Source organism: Sorangium sp. So ce204 (assembly GCF_051526795.1).
In the GTDB taxonomy this organism is placed as follows: Bacteria; Myxococcota_A; Polyangia; order Polyangiales; family Polyangiaceae; genus Sorangium; species Sorangium cellulosum_B.
Map to the genome: position 1 here is coordinate 2637689 of NZ_CP150317.1, position 18068 is coordinate 2655756.

The following is an 18068-nucleotide window of genomic DNA, read 5'->3' on the forward strand; positions in this document are numbered from 1 at the left end:
ACTTCGATCGAACGTGTCTCGATGGTTCGCGACAGCCCTCTTTCTTTGCGCCGGGGCGGCCCGCGCGCAGGAGGGCAGCGCCCCTGACGTCGCTCCTGCGCGCAGGTCCGCGCCGAGCATGGATTTCAACGTGCTAGCGGGCGCCGGCCTCTACTCGGGCTCGGACAGCGATGGGCTGCGCTTCGATCTCGCGCTCACGTACCGCATCGGCGTCATCGAGGTAGGTGGCTTCGCCGAGACAGGGGGGGAGCCGCTCGGGGAGAGCTTCAGCGGCGTCGGCGCGACAGCGGGCGTCGCGTGGAGATCGCCAGCCGGGCTTCGACTCTCGCTCGCGGGCTCCTTCGGGAGACACTCCTACACGGGGGTGGGGGCTCCCGGCTGGGACAGCGGCCCCGGCATCGACGGCGACACGATCTTCGTCGGGGCTCGCGCCGGGGCGAGCTGGATCTTCGGTCCAGGTCCCGTGCACTTCGAGCTCGGCCTCGCCGTCGCCGTCGAGCACGACGTGACGAAGGAGCGAGTCCCCTACTCCTCAATTCATGACCCCGAATCCATGGGCGAGCCTCGGCTCGTCTCCATCGGAGCCACGCTCGTGCCCGTGTCGCTGGTGCGGCTCGGCATTACATGCGACGCGCTCTGACGCGCCCGTCACCCGGGCCGCCGTGGCGGCGGCGGCAGGTCTCCGCGGGCGCCGCGCGGCGAGCGCCGCCGCTGCCCGGGCGGCGCCGCGGCGGCGTCGGCGACGCAGCGGCAGCGGATCATCCGGCGTACAGGCCGCGCGCGCGGCCGCACAGGCGCACGAGGCCGAGCAAGCCGTCGATGGTCGGCGTCGGCACGCCGGTCAGCTTGCCGATCTCGTGGACCACGGTCACCAGCGCGTCGATCTCCAGCGACTTGCCGGCTTCCGCGTCCTGCAGCATCGATGTCTTGAACGCGCCGAGCCTGCGCGTGACCTCCATCCGGTCTTCTCCGCTCTGCGCGATCGGGCAACCGATCCTCTCGCCGATCGCCGCCGCCTCCTGCATCGCCTGGAGACAGAAGCCGCGCACCAGCGGATCGTCCAGTATCCGATCGCACGTCGCGCCGGTGAGCACCGACACCGGGTTCATCGTCATGTTGCCCCACAGCTTGTACCAGATGTCGGTCCGGATATCGGCGCTGGCCTCGGCCTCGAAGCCGGCGCGCCGCAGCAGCTCGACCAGCGCGCCCACCCGGCCCGACGGTCCGCCGGCCGGCTCGCCGAGGAGCAGGCGGTTGCCGAGGCCGACGCGCACCAGCCCCGGTTCCGGGCTGGAGCCCGACAGATGCACGACGCAGCCGACCACCTGGCGGAGCCGGATGGCGCGCGGCACGACGTCGCCCGGGTCGAGCGAGCGGAGCCGAGCGCCGGCATACGGCACGTTCTCGGGCGCGAAGAACCACCACGGCACGCCGTTCATCGCGGGGACGACGATCGTGTCCTCGCGGAGCAGCGGCGCGATGCGCGCGGCGACGTCGGCCAGCGCGGTGGCCTTGACCGCGATGATGACGACGTCCTGCGCGCCGAGCGCGGCCGGATCCTCTGCGGCGCGGATCGGCACGCGGGTGATCTCTCCATCGACCTGCAGCAGCAGGCCGCGCTTCTGCAAGGCGGCGAGGTTCTCTCCGCGCGCGACGGCGCTGACGTCGCAGCCGGCCGTGGCCAGCCGGGCGCCGAGCAAACCGCCGATGGATCCGAAGCCGTAAACAGCAATTTTCATGATGTCCCTGCATCCTATCGTCGCGGACCGCCGGTTGCCTCCTCGCCCGCCGCCGCCGTTCACGGCGCACCGCGTCGCACCGGTCCTCGGACTGCGCGGAGCGCGCGTCGGAGGCGCTGTGCCGCTCCGTCACCTCGGCCCTTGCGGCGCGAGGCGAGCTGACGATGATGAGCGTGCCCGATCGGCACACCATCCGGGGGCGCTTGGAGGCACTTGCTTATGAAGGTCAGGTACTCGCTCGTCGTTTCTTGGACCGTGCTCGTTGCGGCGGCTGGCTGTGGCGGCGGCGGCGACGACGACCCGCTCGAGTCGGAGGGCGGGGGCGGAGCCTCCAGCGGCGCTGGGGCTGGCGGGTCGAGCGGCTCCACGGGCAGCGTGGGCGCCACGAGCTCCAGCGCCGCCAGCACAAGCAGCGCGGGCGCGGGCGCGGGCGCGGGCGCGGGCAGCGCTGCGGCGACGAGCGGCAGTGGGGGCGACGCGACGGGGAGCGGGAGCGGCAGCGGCGGCGCCGGGGAGGGCGGCGCCGGGGCGGGTGGCGGTGAAGACGTGTCGGCCGTCTGCCCGGGCGGCCCGTACGCGGCCGATCCGGTGCCGGCGAACGGCAGGCCGCAGCTGGTGAGAGGGGGGTTCACGTACGTCGAGGGCCCGGTCTGGGTCGCCGAGCTCGGGGCGCTGTTCTTCTCGGAGATCAACATGCAGGCGCAGAACGCTCCGCCGCTCAACGGTCCAAAGGCGAAGATCCACAGGCTCACGCCGCCGGGCGCGTTCGAGGTGTTCCTCGAGAACAGCGGGACGAACGGGCTGGGCCTCCACAGCGACGGAAACCTCGTCGCATGTACCCACGACACGCGCAGCATCTCCGTGTTCGATCTCGGCACGAAGGCGCGGCGCGAGATCGCCGGATCGTACATGGGCAAGCGGTTCAGCTCCCCGAACGATGTCGTCGTGCGGAGCGACGGCAACGTCTACTTCAGCGATCCTGATTTTCAGCTCACCGGCGGCAGGCCGGAGCTGCCGACAGCAGCTTACCGCGTGTCCCCGTCCGGCGCGGTGAGCCTCATCGGCACGCTGGAGACCCCCAACGGCGTCGCGCTGTCGCCGGACGAGAGCGTGCTGTACGTGACCGAGTTCACCCCCGGCCGGATCCGTCGCTATACGCTGAGCGCCGACGGAGCGCCTGGCGCCTCGTCCGATTTCGCCTCGAACCTGCCGAAGGCCGACGGCCTGGGCGTCGACTGCGCGGGCAATCTCTACATCGGGTGGCGTGACGGCCTCGAGGTCGTCGCGCCGAGCGGCGCGAAGCTCGGCAAGATCACGGGGATGGGCGAGGTGTCGAACGTCGCGTTCGGCGGGGCCGATAGAAAGACCCTTTACATCACGGCGGGCGCGTCGCTCTACGCGATGGAGATGAACATCCCGGGATATCCCTACTGAACCTCGCTGGCCGCAGACCGCCGGCGCTCGGTGGCGCCGGCGTTCCAGCAGCGAGCGCCCGGCGGCGGACAGAGGCGGGCGGATTCCGGCTGCCCGCGCGAAGGCCGGGCGGCAGCGGCTTCCTGGCGGGGCTCCAGGTGCGGTAGACTCGGGCATGGCGAAGGTGCCGGAGAGATTCCGCTGGGTATTCTGGGACGTCGACGCGAAGGCACTCGATACAGTGACGGGCCAGGACTACATCATCCCGCGAGTTCTCGAGTTCGGTCGGCTGGAGGAGGTGCGCTGGCTCATCCGGACGTACGGAATGAACGGGATTCACCGGTTTTTGCGGGAACTCGGGCACCCCGAATTGAGTGGGCGGACGCTTGCGTTCTGGCGGGCAGTACTAAAAGCGGAGGGTGAAGTGTGGGCAAGTCCACTGGATTGGCGAAGGAGCAGAGCCGCGCCCTGGGTCGACTGAAGATCATCCCAGGGATCGAGCGGTTCTATCTGGCCGGGGGGACGGCCATCGCAGTGCATCTACGCCACCGTCGGTCGCTGGACCTCGACTTGTTCAGCATTTCCGCGGACGTCGATCTGACGATGCTCGCCCAGGAGGTTCGGGTTGTGGTGCCCGATCTGCAGGTGATAAGCATGACCGATGCGGCGTTGCGGGTAATGGTGGGTGGCATCCCAGTGGATATCGTAAGGTATCCTTATGGGCTGCTCGATGCGCCAAAGCCCGGACCGGAAGCATTTCCCATGGCAGGGGTGCGGGACCAACAAACCGCTATTGCCGGCAGCGCTGCGAGCGGCGGGTGACCGACAGGACGATGATCGAGGGACTCGATCCGGTGTGCATGGGAGTGGTTGTCGCCGAGGCGCTCGCCGCACAGCAGATCGAGCGCGACGCCGAAAGCAGCCTCGACGCCGCGCTCGCCCTGGCGACCACGCTGCACACGCCGGGGCAGCGCGAGCGCTACCGGCGTCTGCTCGACTGCGCGATCGAGCAGGCGGATCGCGCGCTGGCCACCGCCGAGCAGGAGCGCGCCGCCCTCCAGGAACATGAGGTCGCCGCTGGAAGAGAGCGAATCCTCGCTACGGCGATGGGCGCCCGTTCGATGCTGGCAAGGGCCCACGCGGCGCGAGCAGAAGACGCGCTCCACGGCGCGGGCCAGCTCTCGTTGAGCGCGCAGCGCGCGCCGACGCGCGGCGCCTGCGACGACGGCTGGCGGCGCGTGGAGGCGATCGTGGCCGGCGCAGAGGCCTCGGCCCGCGCGGCCGCGGACTGCGCCTCCGAGCTCGAGGGCGGCTCTTCGCGGTCCAAGGTCGCCCGCGCGGCGCGCGCGGCGGCTCACGAGGCCGCGGTCGCCGCCCGCGCGGCGCGCAGGATCATCGAGGAGCGAAACCACGCGTATACATTCCACACCGACGGCGGCTTCTCGTTCGGCGAGGGGTGGTACGTCGCCGCGGCCGCCGTCCTCGCGGGCGCGGCGATCCAGGTCGAGCCAGGCAAAGCGGGGACGGCGCAAGCCGAGGCGTTTCTGCGCGATGCAGGCCTGAGCGATCACCTTCAGGCGTACCGCTCGCGCCCGCGCGCGGTGAAGCAGACCACGGAGATCGTCGCGCGCGCCTTCAAGGCCGATCCGTCCTCCGCCCAGGGGAGGCTCCGCGCGGCGTTTCTGGCGGACGCGCCCATTCCGGGATCGGTGATCGCCTGGGTCGATCGCAGGCTCGCGGAAGCGCGGGCGGGAGCGTCATGCCGGAAGAAGGTGCTGCTCTGGATCCGCGAGGGGACCCACCACCCGCACCGCAACACGACGCTCGCCGAGCTCCTGGAGCTGACGGACCTCGTTCAACGCACGGGGCTCGTGCCTGTGCTGACCGGCGACGCCCTTCGAGACGCACGGGTCCCCGAGGGCGCGATCGACATGACGCTCTTCTGGAAGGACCCGACCTTCCGGCAGCTCGACATGCGCCGGGCGCAGCTTCAGTTCTTCGAGCACCTGAAACGAACGCACGGCGTTGTCGGCCAGCTCGGCGTCACGACCGCAGGCATGGACGGGCCCGCGCTCATGGGGCTTCCCACGATGTACCTCACCGAGGCGTCGAACGTGCGTATGCGGGAGTGGGTCGGCGCGGTGCCGGGATACCAGGAGATCGTGCGCGAGGGGGGATATCTCGAGCGCGTCCGCCGTGTGTTGTCCGAATGGGCCGCAGCCTCGCAAGGGGACGACGATTCCCTCGGACTGTAGGTGGTTGGATACTTTGGCCGAGGGTGGGGTCTTTTGAGCCGCCAGGACGCCAAAAGACGCCAAAACACGCCAAAACACGCCAAAAAATGAATGATCTTGGCGTCTTATGGCGTCGTCTTATGGCGTCTTATGGCGGCCCCATCATTTCGGCAAGGTGGGGTAAGTACCTCGCCACCGGACTATAGAGGCAACCCCGGATCCGACCGCTTCAGCAGAATCGTGCCAGAGCACGAGGAGGAGGTCGCCGAGCCTCAGGAGGCGCCGCCTGCGGTGCCGCTGCCGCCCCCGCCGCCGGTGCCGAGCGGCGTGTCGTCGCCGCTGCAGTCCTGATCGAGGCTGTCACCTGCCACGTCCGTCGCGCCGGGGTGGATGTCCGGATTGCCGTCGTCGCAGTCCTCCTCGGGCCCGTAGCCCTCGCATGTCGCCTGGTAGCCGTCGCCGTCGCTGTCGGTCGCGGGCTCGTCACACGGGGGCATGCCGTAGCAGGCCATCAGCGTGACAGCCATCATGCCGCCCGACGCCACCGCGAGCAGCCGGCCCGCGATCCCGAGGCGCGCCTGCGCGCAGCTGGCGCGCTCGGCCGTGGGCGTCGCGCCGCAATGCGGGCAGGCGGAAGCGCCGGGAGGCAGGAAACCGTCGCAGCAAGGACAAGCGCCGAGGGTGAGCATGAGGATCTCCGCCTTTGGGGCCCTGTGGCCGAGCCCTGGTGCGCCTCGGAAGGCCGAGCCAGGGAGGTCAAACCGTTCCATTCTACGGCAAGGCGCCTCGGCGACGCGCAAGGAAAATGGAGGGGAATGGCGCAGCGGCCCCGCGTGCTCGTGCTCGTGTTCGTGCTCGTGTTCGTGCGCGTGCGCGTGCGCGTACGCAGGTCACCATCCCCCCCGCGCGATAGAAAGGGCGGCGAAGAGCAGGATCCGCCGGCGGCGTTCGCGCTAGGCTCCGGCATGGCGCTGCGCCGTCTCGATGTGGTCCCCGGCGAGTACTTCCCGGCGTACGTCGTCTGGGAGCTGACGCTCCGCTGCGATCAGCCCTGCCGGCACTGCGGATCCAGGGCAGGGGCCGCGCGGCCCTCGGAGCTCGGCACCGACGAGGCGCTGGGCGTGGTGCGGCAGCTCGCGGCGATGGGCGCGCGCGAGGTGGTGCTCATCGGCGGCGAGGCCTACCTGCACGACGGCTTTCTGGAGATCATCGCGGCGCTCGAGGCCGCGGGCGTGCGGCCGACCATGACGACCGGAGGGCGCGGGATCACGGCGGAGATCGCGGCGCGGATGAAGGAGGCCGGCCTGCACAGCGTCTCGGTCAGCGTCGACGGGCTGGAGCGCGCCCACGACCTCATCCGCAAGGCCCCGGGCAGCCACCGGAGCGCGCTCTCGGCGCTCGGACACCTCCGGGGCGCGGGGCTGCTCACCGCGGCCAACACCAACCTCAACCGGGTGAACCAGGGCGACCTCGAGGCGCTCTACGACCTGCTCCGGGAGCAGGGGATCAAGGCGTGGCAGGTGCAGATCACCGCGGCGCTCGGCCGCGCGGCCGACCGGCCGGCGATGCTGCTCCAGCCCTACGATCTGCTCGACGTGCTCCCGCGCATCGCCGAGCTGAAGCGGCGGGCCTTCCGGGACGGGATCACGGTGATGCCCGGCAATAACCTCGGCTACTTCGGCCCGGAGGAGGCGCTCCTGCGCTCGCTGCGCGAGGGCGGCCGCGACCACTTTCGCGGCTGTCAGGCCGGGAAGCTGGTGCTGGGGATCGAGTCCGACGGCGCGGTGAAGGGCTGCCCGTCGCTCCAGAGCGACGCCTACGTGGGCGGCGACCTGCGCGGGCGCGCGCTCCAGGAGATCTGGGACGAGGCCCCGCGCCTCGCGTTCGCGCGGGCGCGCACGGCCGACGATCTCTGGGGCTTCTGCCGGAGCTGCGCATTCGCGGAGGTGTGCATGGGCGGGTGCACCTTCACGGCGCACGCGCTCTTCGGGCGGCCGGGGAACAACCCGTACTGCCACTTCCGCGCGCGCACGCTGGCCGCGCAGGGCAAGCGCGAGCGCCTCATCCCCGCCGCGCCGGCCGCGGGGAGGCCGTTCGACAACGGGCTGTTCGAGCTCGTGCTGGAAGATCTCGACGGCCCCGATCCCGGGCACGATGATTCCCCGGAGCGGCTGGTCCAGCTCACGCGCAAGCCGCGGCCCTCCAGCTGAGTTTGCTAAGATTCCGAGATGGTCCGACCGGTCACCCGCCGAGCCTTCCTCCACGCCAGCTGTTGCGCTGCAGGGATTGCCGCCTTCGATGGAATCGCCATCGAACCTTCCTGGCTCGATGTCGCCGAGCACGATGTCCCGATCCCCCGGCTCCCGGCCGCGCTCCAGGGGTTTCGGATAGCTCACCTCTCTGACATCCACCTGCGCGCGCTGGGCAGCGTCCACGAGAAGGCGATCGACGCCATCCGCGGGCTGGCGCCTGATCTCGTCGTGCTGACCGGCGACGCGATCGAGGGCGAGGGCTCGCTCGGCGTGCTGGAGGAGTTCTGCCGCAGCCTCGCCGCGCCGGGGCGTGAGGTCCTCGCCACCGTCGGCAACTGGGAACACTGGGGGCACGTCCCCTTGCAAAGGCTGAGCGAGGTGTACGCGCGCGCCGGAGCCAGGCTCCTCGGGAACGAGTCGGTGCTGCTGAAGCGCGGCGTCTCCATCGTCGCGACGGACGATTTCTGCAGCGGGAACGCCGATCTGCGCGCCGCCCTGGCGAACGTGCCGTCCGCTCCGGCGCGGCTCTTTCTCACGCACGCGCCCGGCGTCTTCGATACGCTCCCTCCCGGCGCGCCGCGCTTCGATCTGGGCCTCGCGGGGCATACGCATGGAGGACAGATCCGAGCGCTCGGAACAGCGGTGTGGGTTCCGCCTGGATCGGGCCGATTTCGCTCGGGCATGTACGACACGGCCCATGGCAGGGTGTACGTGAGCCGCGGTGTCGGCACGAGCGTCCTGCCTGTGCGGTTCACATGTCGGCCAGAGCTCCCCGTGTACCGGCTCATCGCCGGGTGACGTCCTGCCCGACGACGGGCGACCGGGGGTGAACCGCCCGGAGGTCGTCAGTCGCGCTTCGGTTCTGCGGAGAGCGCGTTCAGGCGGCACGCGACCGACAGAGAGAGCCCTACCTCCAGCAGCGAGATGGGCCGCTGCTCGATGGCCCCCGGCGGCGCGCAGTCCACCAGCAGGAGCGGCGCCGACGCCGCCTGCGCCGCCTCCGCGAACGATCGCGCCCTCCGGAGCCATTGCTCGGTCAGCTGCGCGCGGTGCCCCTCCGGCTCCTTCACCTCGGCCCGAAGCTGTCCGAACGTGGCCCCGCGCCGCCCGTCCGCCGCCTGCACCGCGGCGCTCACCTCGCGCCTGACCTGCGCCACGGCTGCGGCCAGCCGGCTCCTCGCCCAGAAGTCGAGCTCGGGGGCGAGGCGCACCTCGATCACGCCGTCGACAGTGGCCGATACGGCGTCGCCCTCGCTCCCCGCCTTCTCGGTGAAGACCGCCGTGAACGACGCGCCCAGCATCCTCACCGTGGATGCGCCGCCGGTCGCCTCCTTGAACTGCCGCTCCAGGTTCGCCACCGCGGCCTGCGCCGCGGTGAGGGCGCGCTGCGGATCAGCGTCGGTCTCCTGGAGCGCGAAGCCGAGGACGAGCACGTCGGGGCGGACGACCAGATCGGCCTGGACCGAAGCCCGGCTGGGCAACGCCGGCGCGGGCAGCATGCTGGGCATGCTCGCCGACGTGGAGCCCAGGCTCGTCGCGTAGGAGGGGGAGAGGGCCGAGCCGGGCGCCGCCCCGGATGCGCTCCCGCAACCGGCCAGCAGGGCGAGGGCGAGAACCGCGGTTCGCATCGGGGGCCGACGCTAACACGCGCATCGAAACCCAGCAATCGTACGGCCGGGTTGGATCCGCTGTGCACGATCTGGAAGGCGTGCCGCCGTGTCATCCGCGACGTCGACGCGGACCTTCGGCACGGGAGGCGTGACGCGAGCGCACGGCGCGTGCGTGCGCCGGGTCATCGACGTGGAGCTTGCCGCCTTTTATTCCACCCGCCCGATCACCGTGGGGCCTTGTGGGCATATAGGACGGCCACTTTCTGACGCCTGCTGCAGGCACCGCCAAGGGGTTGCACCCCTGGGATGGAGGATTTTTGTGATGAACAGGGCACGCGGTTCGACCGTCGGCATATTGCTCGCGTTTCTCCTGGTGGGTTGTGGTTCTTCGAGCGGCCCGGAAGAACCCGAGAGCTCGGGCGGCCCGGGTGCGGGTGCGGGCAATAGCGGGAGCGGGAGCGGAAACGCGAGCAGCAGCGGAGACGCGAGCAGCAGCGGAGACGCGAGCGGGAGCGGCAGCGGGGCGACAGGCAGCGGCGCGGGGACGGGCGGTTCGGACGGTGCGGGCGGCGATCCGGGCGGAGACGGCGGCGGCGGCTCGTCGTCCGGTTCCGGTACCGGCGGCGGTGAGCCCGACATTGTCGAGCCCACGTTGATCACCTCGGGCGCGAACGAGTACTGGAAGATCGGGACGCCGACGGAGGTGACGAGCGGCAATGCCGACGTGACCGTCGATGACGCGGCGACGCAGCAGCGCTGGGATGGCTTCGGCGGCTCCTTCAACGAGATGGGATGGAACATGCTCTCGATGCTCAGCGAGGCTGAGCGGCAGCGAGCCATCAAGCTCCTCTTCGACAAGAACGAGGGGGCAGGGTTCGCCTACGGGCGCATCCCCATGGGGGCCAGCGACTATGCGATGGACCGCTATAGCCTCAACGAGAAGAAGGATGATTTCACGATGGAGAGCTTCTCCATCGCGCGGGACAAGGAGAAATTGATCCCGTACATCAAGGCGGCGCTCGCCGTGAGGCCCGGGCTCCACCTCTGGGCCAGCCCCTGGACGCCCCCCACCTGGATGAAGAGCAACGGCGCCTTCGATGGTGGCAAGATGAAGGACGACGCGAACACCCTGAAGGCGCATGCCCTGTACTTCGCGAAGTTCGTGGAGGCGTACGCCGCGGAGGGCATGACCATCGAGGCGGTCCACCCCCAGAACGAGCCGACCTACGAGACGAGGTATCCGAGCTGCGGGTGGACGGGGCAGCTCATGGCCAAGTTCATCGGCACCTACCTCGGACCGACGTTCGAAGAGCGCGGGATCAAGGCGCAGATCTTCCTCGGCACGATGTCCAACGAAGCGGCGGACCCGGGGATCCTGAGCGCCGTGACCGGCGATGCCACCGCGATGAAGTACGTCAAGGGCTTCGGGCTGCAGTGGAACATGCGGGACAGCGTGAACGGCTTGAAATCGCGGAATATGCCGATCGTGCAAACGGAGCACCAGTGCGGCAACTACAACTGGAACCCTCCGGGCGTGCCGGCGTTCAACCCGAACACGGCAGCGAACGATCACGCGTACGGGCAGGAGAGCTGGGGGCTCATCCGCGACTGGATCAAGGCGGGGGTGAACTCGTACAGCGCCTGGAACATGGTGCTGGACCCGGTGGGGAAGAACATCGACTCGCAGCGGCCGTGGCCCCAGAACGCGCTCCTCAACGTGAAAGCCGACACGAAGGAGCTGGTGCTGACCCCTGCCTACTACGTCTTCCGCCACGTCTCGCAGTACGTCGATCCTGGAGCGATGCGCGTCAACACGACCGGCGGCGACGCGCTGGCGTTCAAGAACCCGGACGGCAGCATCGTCACGGTCATGTACAACTCCGGCAGCGCCGCGAAGACGACCACCCTCGGCGTGGCCGGCAAGAAGCTCCAGTTCAGCGTTCCTGCCCGCGGCTGGGCCACCGTCAACTGGAAGTGAGGCGCGGGCGACCCGGCCCGGGGTCGACCCATCGCGGCCCGGACCTGTCGACAGCCTCCCGGGAGAGATGAACCTCTGGCCGGAGGGTGTCGACAGCCTCCCGGGAGAGATGAACCTCTGGCCGGAGGGTGTCGACAGCCTCCCGGGAGAGATGAACCTCTGGCCGGAGGGTCTCGACGCTCCGGAGCGCCGCCGCGCTCGGCCTTGCGAGCCTCTGGCCCCGGGGCGCTATGATCGCCCTCCATGGACGCCGCTTCCTTCCTCGCCGACATCGAGCCGCTGACCCACTACGACCGCGTCCGCCGCGTCGTGGAGCTGGGCCGCGCCGCCGCGCGCGGCGACGCCGGCGCAAGCGCGCTCCTCGGTGCGCTCTGGAGCAGCGCTCAGCCCTACGAGCGCCTCCTCGCCCTCATGAGCGTCTACGGCTCGGGCGACGGCGCGCGCGTCGTCGCGGCCGTCTCCGACCCGTCCCGCTCCGTGCGGCGGCGCGCGGGCCGCATGATCGCCCGCTTCTGCGACGACGCGCAGGCGCTCGCGGCGCTCGGCGCCCTCCTCGAGCGCCGCACCCTCCGGCGCACCGTCGCCCAGCTCGCGCGGCGCAAGCGCCAGGCCGCCGTGGACGCCTTCCTCGGCGCGCGCATGCAGGCGGGGCGCGACCCCCTGATCGTGGATCTGCTCCCGTTCGGCTCCGAGGCGCTCGTGTCGGCGCACCGGCGCGCCATCGACGAGGCGGGCGGCCCGAGCTGCCTCGATCGGCTCGGCGTGAGGCACCCCGCGGCCGCGGCGCGCTGGTTCGGGGAGGCGATCGCCCGCTCCAAGTCCGTCGACGCTCGCCTGCGCTACCGCCTCGCGCCGCTGCTCGTCCCGCTCGCCCGGCGCGCGCCCGACGCGGCGCTGCCGCTGATCCAGGCCCTCTTCGAGCGCGGCGAGGAGCCCTCGTCCCTCGCCGGCTCCCTGCACCTCCTCGCCCGATCGCGCCCGGCCGCCACGTTCGACCTCCTCAAGGCGCGCCACGAGAGCGGGCGACCCGCGCGGCCGCCCGGCGCCTTCGCGGTGGTGCGCTTCGACAAGGGCGCGCCCGCCCTCGGCGCCGAGCGCCTCGATTACCTCATCCGCCACGCCTGGGGCGCGCTGAGCGACGGCAAGCAGGGCCCGCGGTGGTTCCTGCGGCTCGGCCCCGACGACCAGAAGGCCGTCCTGCGGGCCTTCCTGCTCGGAGGGCGCGGGGGCTTCGGCGCCTTCCTGTTCCGCTACGTGAAGGCCGACTCGGCCGAGGAGCAGGCGATCCGGGAGCGGGCCTTCGCGCGCTGGTCGTGCGCGGCGCAGGCCGCCGACGGCTCGATCGCGCCCGAGGTGCTCGACGCGCTGCCCCGCGACCTGCGCGAGCGCGAGGCGAGGCGGCACCTCTCGAGCTGCCCGTCGCTCGTCTCGAAGCCGGACCGGCGGATGAGCTACGCGCGCCTCCTGTCCTTCGCCGAGGCGAAGGAGGTGCTCGCGCCGCTCCTCGGGCACCCGGAGGGCGACGAGCGGGCGAAGGCGCAGGCGCTGCTCCTCGCGAGCGTCCTGCACGACCGGGGCGCGCTCGCGGACGCCCTCGCGAACGTGCGCGCCCGCAAGTTCGAGCAGGATCCGGTGCGGCGGGCGATGATCGGCGCGCTCGCCGCGCTGCCCCTCGGCCGGTTCGCGCAGGAGCACCTGGAGGCCGCGGGCGCCGTGGCGCAGGACGCGCTCGACGCCGCGGATCTGTCCCACGCCACGGCCTCGGCCGTGGAGCGGCTCGTGGTCCGCCTGTTCCGCGTCGACGGGGCGTGGGGGGCGCGCTGGCTCACGAAGATCCTCGCGGTGCGCGGCTCGGTCTCGACGGCGGGCCTCGGGGACGGGCTGACCCGCGCGGAGGCCGAGCGGCTCAGCCCGGCGCTCGCGCAGCTCGCGGGCGCGTGGAGCACCGGCGAGCGGGCAGGGGCGGTGCTCTCGCTCGCGCAGAGCCTCGGCATCCGCCTCAAGGTGGTCACGCCGCTGCTCGAGGCGCTCGAGCGGCTGTCCCGCGAGCTCCCGTTCGTCGGCGTCGCGGCGGGCGCGCTCGGCCTCCTGCGCGCCCACGACAGGCCGCGGTTCGCGCGGCTCGTGCCCGCGCTGCTGCGCGAGGACAGGAGCTTCGTGCTGATCGGCGCTGTCGCCCGGCACGTGAGCCAGAAGCGCCAGGATCTCCTGGACCCCCTGCTCGACCGGGCGCAGCCCATGACCGGCAGGTTCGCGACGGGCAAGACGCGCTGGGTGCTCGACTTCGGCGGGGGCCACGGCCGCTGGACGGCGAGGCAGCAGGAGACGTACGCCGCCGGCCTCCGCGCGCTGCTCGGCGACGAGACCAGCGATGTCCCCACGCTGCGGTTCGCGATCTCCGCGCTGGTCCGGCTCGCGTACGTCGACGCGTCGGCGATCACCCCGTTCGCCTCGGATCCGAGGCCGCCCCTGCGCGAGATGGCCATCCGGGGCCTGCCGTGGCTCGACGCCGGCCAGGGCGTCCCCGTCCTGATCGAGTGCCTGGGCGACGATCGCGCGCGCTGGGCGATCTACGCGCTCCGGAAGGCCTTCTCCGAGATGTCCCGGGAGCGGGTGCTCGCCGAGCTCCGGGCGGTGCCGACAACGAAGGTGACCGTGGCCAAGGAGGTCGTGCGCCTGCTCGGCGAGCTGGGCGGCGACGACGCCTACCGGGACCTGCTCCGGCTGGACGCCCCGAAGACGCACCGCGACGTGCGGATCGCGCTGCTCCGGGCGCTCTGGGACCACCTGGACAAGCCCGAGACGTGGGACGTCTTCGGCCGCGCCGCGCGGGATCCCGACTGGATCGTGGCCTCGAAGCTCGCGGACATCCCGCTCGGCAGGCTGTCGACCGAGGCCGAGCGGCGCGTGGTGGACCTGCTCGCCGCGATCCTGGGGCGGGCGGAGCCGGAGGCGCGGCTCGACCTGCTGCGGCGCGCGGCGCACCTGCCGCTCCGGGACGAGGCGCGGTCGCTCTTCCGCCGGCTGCTCGAGCACATGGCCGCCCCCGCGCCCGAGGAGGCGGCGGAGGCGCTGTCCGCGGCGCTCGCCAGGATGCAGCACGGGGAGGTCGCGACCGTCGTCCAGCGGCTCGCGGAGCTCTCGCCGAGGCGCCGGCACCTCGTGGCGTTCCTGCCCGCGCTCTCGGCGCGGCTCGGCTCGTATGCCGCGAAGCACCACGTCGCCGTCGGCGAGGGGCTGCTCGCCGCGCTCGAGGCGGACGCCCTGGCCGTGCCCCAGTACCTGGGGCTCGCGGCGCGCCTCCTTCCCTGGAAGGCGCTCGGGCAGGCGCTCGTCGAGCTCGGCCGGCGGGACCTCTTGCACCACGACGCGATGGTCGCGGCGATGTCCGCTGTGCACGGCTGCGTCCACCCGTCGCAGCTGGAGCAGGAGCTCCGGGGGAGCCCGGATCCGCGGCTGCGCCGGCTGGCGCTGGAGGCGCTCGTGCAGGCGGCGTCGCCGAAGAACGGCTGGACCGCGGAGCGGCGCGAGCTGCTGGAGCGCTACCGGAAGGACCCGTCCCCCGCCGTGGCGGGGCCGGCGTCGTTCGTCATGCCGCCGTGAGGCGGGGCGCGCCGGGCGCGCCGTCTGGCAGGGCTCACCTCACGACGACAGCGCGGCCATCGGCGGTGTAAATCACCGCCTCCGCCATGGCGAGGTCGGCCGTCGGTGGCGTCGGTTCGATCGGGCGGCGGCGATCCGCCCTCTCGTGCTTCGTCGAGCGCACGAACGGCCAGAAGAGCTGCTCGGCCCAGGGCTCGACCGGCGCGCCCTCGGGGAGCCCGAAGCCCTCCTGGCGCGCGTGCGGGATCATGAGCGTGCCATGGATCCAATCGAAGCAGATGAGGGCGGCGCCATAGTTCTTCGTGGCATTGCCGAAGCGGCCGACCCCGTGGTGCACATGGTGCGTGTCGGGCAGCGAGACGATGCGCTCGAGGACCCGCATGGCAGGGCGCGTGAAGCGGCTCTGCTGCAGGTGCAGGTCCCAGCGGAGATCGCTGTGCTCCGCCAGCACGATCATCGTCCTGATGGCCAGTCCGAGGACATAGGCGCCAGGGTGGCCGAGCCAGACGACGAGCGGCGCCATCCACGTGCCCGGCAACAGGACATGCCATAGCCAGTTCTCCCGGTACGTGACCGCGATGTTCATGTTGCGCGGCACGTGGTGCGGCTTGTGGAGCCGCCAGAGCCAGGGTAACGCATGGCTCTTGCGGTGTACCCAGTAGATCCCGTACTCATCGAGGAGCACGTAGATCGGGAACACCACCAGGGAGCTCACGCCGGCGAGCGCGCCCTCGGAGCCGGGCCAGAGCGCCCCGAGCGCCCAGGTCACGGCGACGAAGGACGCGCCGCGGATCACGAGGTAGGCGCCGACGGACACGAGGCTCGCGCCGAGCTCCCGCATGGTGAGCGCGCCTGTGCGCCGATACAGGCCGAGCGCGAGCTCGAGGGCGGCAAAGAGCGCGAGGAACACGAGGACGAACACCGTGCCGTGGAGCATGAGGGCTCTCCTTTCGAGCGTCGTGGCCTGGCTCAGGCGACCGCAGCGGCGGCGCGAGCCACCGAGCCGCGGTCCAGGAATCTGTCGTGATGCAAGTGCATCGGCGGGATCTCGCCGCGCAGCACGTCGAGCACGGCGTCGATCATCCCGGGCGGCCCGCACACGTAGGCCGCGCAATCGGCGTGGCCCGCGGCGACCTCGCGGAGGTGGTCGGTGACGTGCCCCTTACGCCCTGTCCAGCTCGAGCCTTCGGGCTCGTGCGAGAGCACGGGGATGAAGACGAATCGACCTCGCCATCGCGCCTCGATCGAGGCGATGGCGTCGAGCGCATAGAGATCCTGCCGGGTGCGCGCGCCGACGACCAGCGTCACGTCGCGGGCGAGCCCATCCGAGAGCCCCTGCTCCAGGATCGCCTTGATCGGAGAGAGCCCCGTGCCTCCTGCCACGCAGAGGAGCGGCCGATCGGCCTCGTGATAGCGGAAGCTGCCGAGGGGCCCCGAGAAGCAGAGGCGCGCGCCCGTGCGATCGGCCCCGAAGAGCCAACCGGTGAAGGCGCCGCCCGGCACGTGGCGGATATGAAAGAGCGCCCTGCGCGGCGAGGCCCGATCCGGCGCCTCGGCGAACGAGTAACAGCGCGGCTCGCCGAGCCCCGGGACGCCGGGAACCGTGAGCTGCGCAACCTGCCCGGCCACGTAGCGGACGTCCGAGGCGAGGTCGACCTCGAGCGCGACGACGCTGGGCGCGAGCCGCGTCACGCGCGCGACGCGCGCGTCGATCCGCACCGGCGCTCGATCCGTCGAGCGCCCGCGGCCCATCCCCGGGACCTCGACCGCCACCTCCTCCGACACGGCCAGGCTCTGGCAGGCGAGCACGAAGCCGGCAGAGATCTCCTCGGGCGCGACGTGGCGCGAGATATCGCTCTTGAGGCGGATATGCCCCTTGATGAGGCGGCACTTGCAGGTGCCGCACTCGCCCACCCTGCACATGTGTGGAAACGGGATGTTCCCGCGCACGGCTGCGCTGAGCAGCGTTTCTCCTGCCTCGATACGGACCGCGCGATCGCTGCCCAGGAGTTGAAGGGTCCCGGCTCGACCCCTCGTCCGGCCGCCGAATGAGATGGCTTTCACGATGTCATGGCTCCCTGTTGCACGCAGCTTCATGGAGGCGGCCACCGAAAAGCCCAATCAGCAAATGGTATGAGGCAGATTGCCGGCGTGAATATTCCGCCGAATCCACGGCCGCCCGCCTCTGACCCGGCCGAGCCCGCCCGCAGCGGACGCGTCAGACGCGGCTGCAGAGCTCGATGAGGGATCGCCGGAGCCACTCGTGGGCCGGGTCGCCGTCCTGACAGGCATGCCACATCATGAACAGCGGGATCGGCTGGATGGGGAGCGGACAGCTCACCACCCGCACGGGGAAGTGCTGCTCGAACAGCCGCGCCAGGGGGAGCGGCAACGTGCAGACGACGTTCGACTGCGAGACGATGAACGGCATCGAGAGATAGCGGGGGACCTGCACCCGCACGCGCCGCGATCGCCCGACGGCGGCCTGAATTTGCTCTGCCAGGTTGGTCTGGCCCTCGCGCGGCTCGATGATCACGTGCTCGAGCGCCATGTACTCGTCGAGGGTCAGCGAGGGTCCGACGGTCGGATGATCCTGGCGCACCAGCGAGACGAACTCGAGGTCGAGCACGCGTGTTCGCCGGAACTCCTCGCCCGGGATGGCGATGTGATCCAGGACGAGCTCGATCTTGCCGAGCCGCATCTCGTTTTGCAGCGAGGTCCCGGGCTCGCTACAGAAATCGAGCCGGACGCGGGCGCCGAGCTGCTCGAGCCACTGCAGAAAACGAGGCAAGAGGAGGGCCTCTCCGATGTCGCTGATCCCCAGCCTGAAGGTACGGCTCGCCGTGCAATCGAAGGCGCCGGTGTGGGCGAGTGATGCCTGGATCAGGTCGAGCGCCCTGCGGATCGGGCCGGCGAGCGCGAGGGCGCGCGGCGTCGGGGCCATCTCCTTGCCGCGGCGCACGATGAGATCGTCGTTGAACAGCAGGCGCAGCCGGTTCAGCGCGCTGCTCACGGCCGGCTGGGTCATGCCGAGGCGCTCGGCCGCCCGCGTCACGTTGCGCTCGGTGAGCACGGCGTCCAGCACGGTGAGCAGGTTCAGGTCCACGGCGCGCAGGCGAGGCAGCGGCGGTGCGTTCATGCGGGGAGGGTAGCGCTGCGCCGATAGACACCCGCGGCCGAGGGCCCGAGCGGCGTGCGCGTACCGTCCATGAAGGAGATCCCGGAGACCTCATGGGCAC

15 protein-coding genes are annotated in these 18068 nt (G+C 71.3%); 9 read left to right on the forward strand and 6 right to left on the reverse strand.

Going from position 1 to position 18068, the window contains the following annotated elements; genetic code table 11:
* Positions 1–13: 13 nt before the first annotated feature.
* Positions 14–640: a hypothetical protein gene (locus WMF22_RS10025; protein WP_438035576.1), complete on the forward strand. Its 627-nt coding sequence runs from the start codon at positions 14–16 to the stop codon at positions 638–640.
* 118 nt (positions 641–758) lie between these two features.
* Here WMF22_RS10025 and WMF22_RS10030 read toward each other — a convergent pair whose 3' ends face one another.
* Complete coding sequence (locus tag WMF22_RS10030; protein ID WP_438035577.1) at positions 759–1739, reverse strand: 2-dehydropantoate 2-reductase; 981 nt, start codon at positions 1737–1739, stop codon at positions 759–761.
* A 219-nt stretch (positions 1740–1958) separates the two neighbouring features.
* On the opposite strand from WMF22_RS10030, the gene WMF22_RS10035 reads away from it, so the two are divergent.
* From WMF22_RS10035 to WMF22_RS10050, 4 genes are all read left to right on the forward strand, one after another.
* Positions 1959–3173: an SMP-30/gluconolactonase/LRE family protein gene (locus WMF22_RS10035; protein WP_438035578.1), complete on the forward strand. Its 1215-nt coding sequence runs from the start codon at positions 1959–1961 to the stop codon at positions 3171–3173.
* A 154-nt stretch (positions 3174–3327) separates the two neighbouring features.
* Positions 3328–3633, forward strand: a complete 306-nt coding sequence (locus WMF22_RS10040; RefSeq protein WP_438035579.1) for a DUF6922 domain-containing protein — start codon at positions 3328–3330, stop codon at positions 3631–3633.
* Complete coding sequence (locus WMF22_RS10045) at positions 3579–3974, forward strand: nucleotidyl transferase AbiEii/AbiGii toxin family protein (RefSeq protein ID WP_437298865.1); 396 nt, start codon at positions 3579–3581, stop codon at positions 3972–3974. The genes WMF22_RS10040 and WMF22_RS10045 overlap by 55 nt, the downstream gene beginning before the upstream one ends.
* Positions 3971–5407, forward strand: coding sequence for a hypothetical protein (locus WMF22_RS10050; RefSeq protein ID WP_438035580.1), 1437 nt, complete (start codon positions 3971–3973; stop codon positions 5405–5407). The genes WMF22_RS10045 and WMF22_RS10050 overlap by 4 nt, the downstream gene beginning before the upstream one ends.
* Before the next feature lie 251 nt (positions 5408–5658).
* Here the strand turns inward: WMF22_RS10050 and WMF22_RS10055 are convergent, their stop codons facing one another.
* Positions 5659–6075, reverse strand: a complete 417-nt coding sequence (locus WMF22_RS10055; RefSeq protein ID WP_438035581.1) for a putative metal-binding motif-containing protein — start codon at positions 6073–6075, stop codon at positions 5659–5661.
* A gap of 126 nt (positions 6076–6201) precedes the next feature.
* Between WMF22_RS10055 and WMF22_RS10060 the strand changes: the two genes are divergently transcribed.
* A complete protein-coding gene (locus WMF22_RS10060) occupies positions 6202–7596 on the forward strand; it encodes a radical SAM protein (protein ID WP_438035582.1) in 1395 nt (464 codons plus the stop codon).
* A gap of 18 nt (positions 7597–7614) precedes the next feature.
* Entirely contained in the window at positions 7615–8436 is an 822-nt protein-coding gene (locus WMF22_RS10065) for a metallophosphoesterase (RefSeq protein ID WP_438035583.1), read from the forward strand.
* A gap of 47 nt (positions 8437–8483) precedes the next feature.
* Here the strand turns inward: WMF22_RS10065 and WMF22_RS10070 are convergent, their stop codons facing one another.
* Complete coding sequence (locus WMF22_RS10070; RefSeq protein ID WP_438035584.1) at positions 8484–9266, reverse strand: hypothetical protein; 783 nt, start codon at positions 9264–9266, stop codon at positions 8484–8486.
* Between the two features lie 304 nt (positions 9267–9570).
* Here WMF22_RS10070 and WMF22_RS10075 point away from each other — a divergent pair, with 304 nt between their 5' ends.
* Both WMF22_RS10075 and WMF22_RS10080 read left to right on the forward strand, forming a co-directional pair.
* On the forward strand, positions 9571–11226 hold the full coding sequence (locus tag WMF22_RS10075; RefSeq protein WP_438035585.1) for a glycoside hydrolase family 30 protein: 1656 nt from the start codon (positions 9571–9573) through the stop codon (positions 11224–11226).
* Positions 11227–11469: 243 nt separating this feature from the next.
* The gene (locus WMF22_RS10080; protein WP_438035586.1) at positions 11470–14829 is read left to right on the forward strand and encodes a HEAT repeat domain-containing protein; all 3360 of its coding nucleotides are present in this window, start codon (positions 11470–11472) and stop codon (positions 14827–14829) included.
* Between the two features lie 34 nt (positions 14830–14863).
* Here WMF22_RS10080 and WMF22_RS10085 read toward each other — a convergent pair whose 3' ends face one another.
* From WMF22_RS10085 to WMF22_RS10095, 3 genes are all read right to left on the reverse strand, one after another.
* Entirely contained in the window at positions 14864–15766 is a 903-nt protein-coding gene (locus WMF22_RS10085; RefSeq protein ID WP_438035587.1) for a sterol desaturase family protein, read from the reverse strand.
* Positions 15767–15798: 32 nt separating this feature from the next.
* Positions 15799–16893: a 2Fe-2S iron-sulfur cluster-binding protein gene (locus WMF22_RS10090; protein WP_438035588.1), complete on the reverse strand. Its 1095-nt coding sequence runs from the start codon at positions 16891–16893 to the stop codon at positions 15799–15801.
* Positions 16894–17047: 154 nt separating this feature from the next.
* Positions 17048–17968, reverse strand: a complete 921-nt coding sequence (locus tag WMF22_RS10095; RefSeq protein ID WP_437298875.1) for a LysR family transcriptional regulator — start codon at positions 17966–17968, stop codon at positions 17048–17050.
* Positions 17969–18068: the final 100 nt, after the last annotated feature.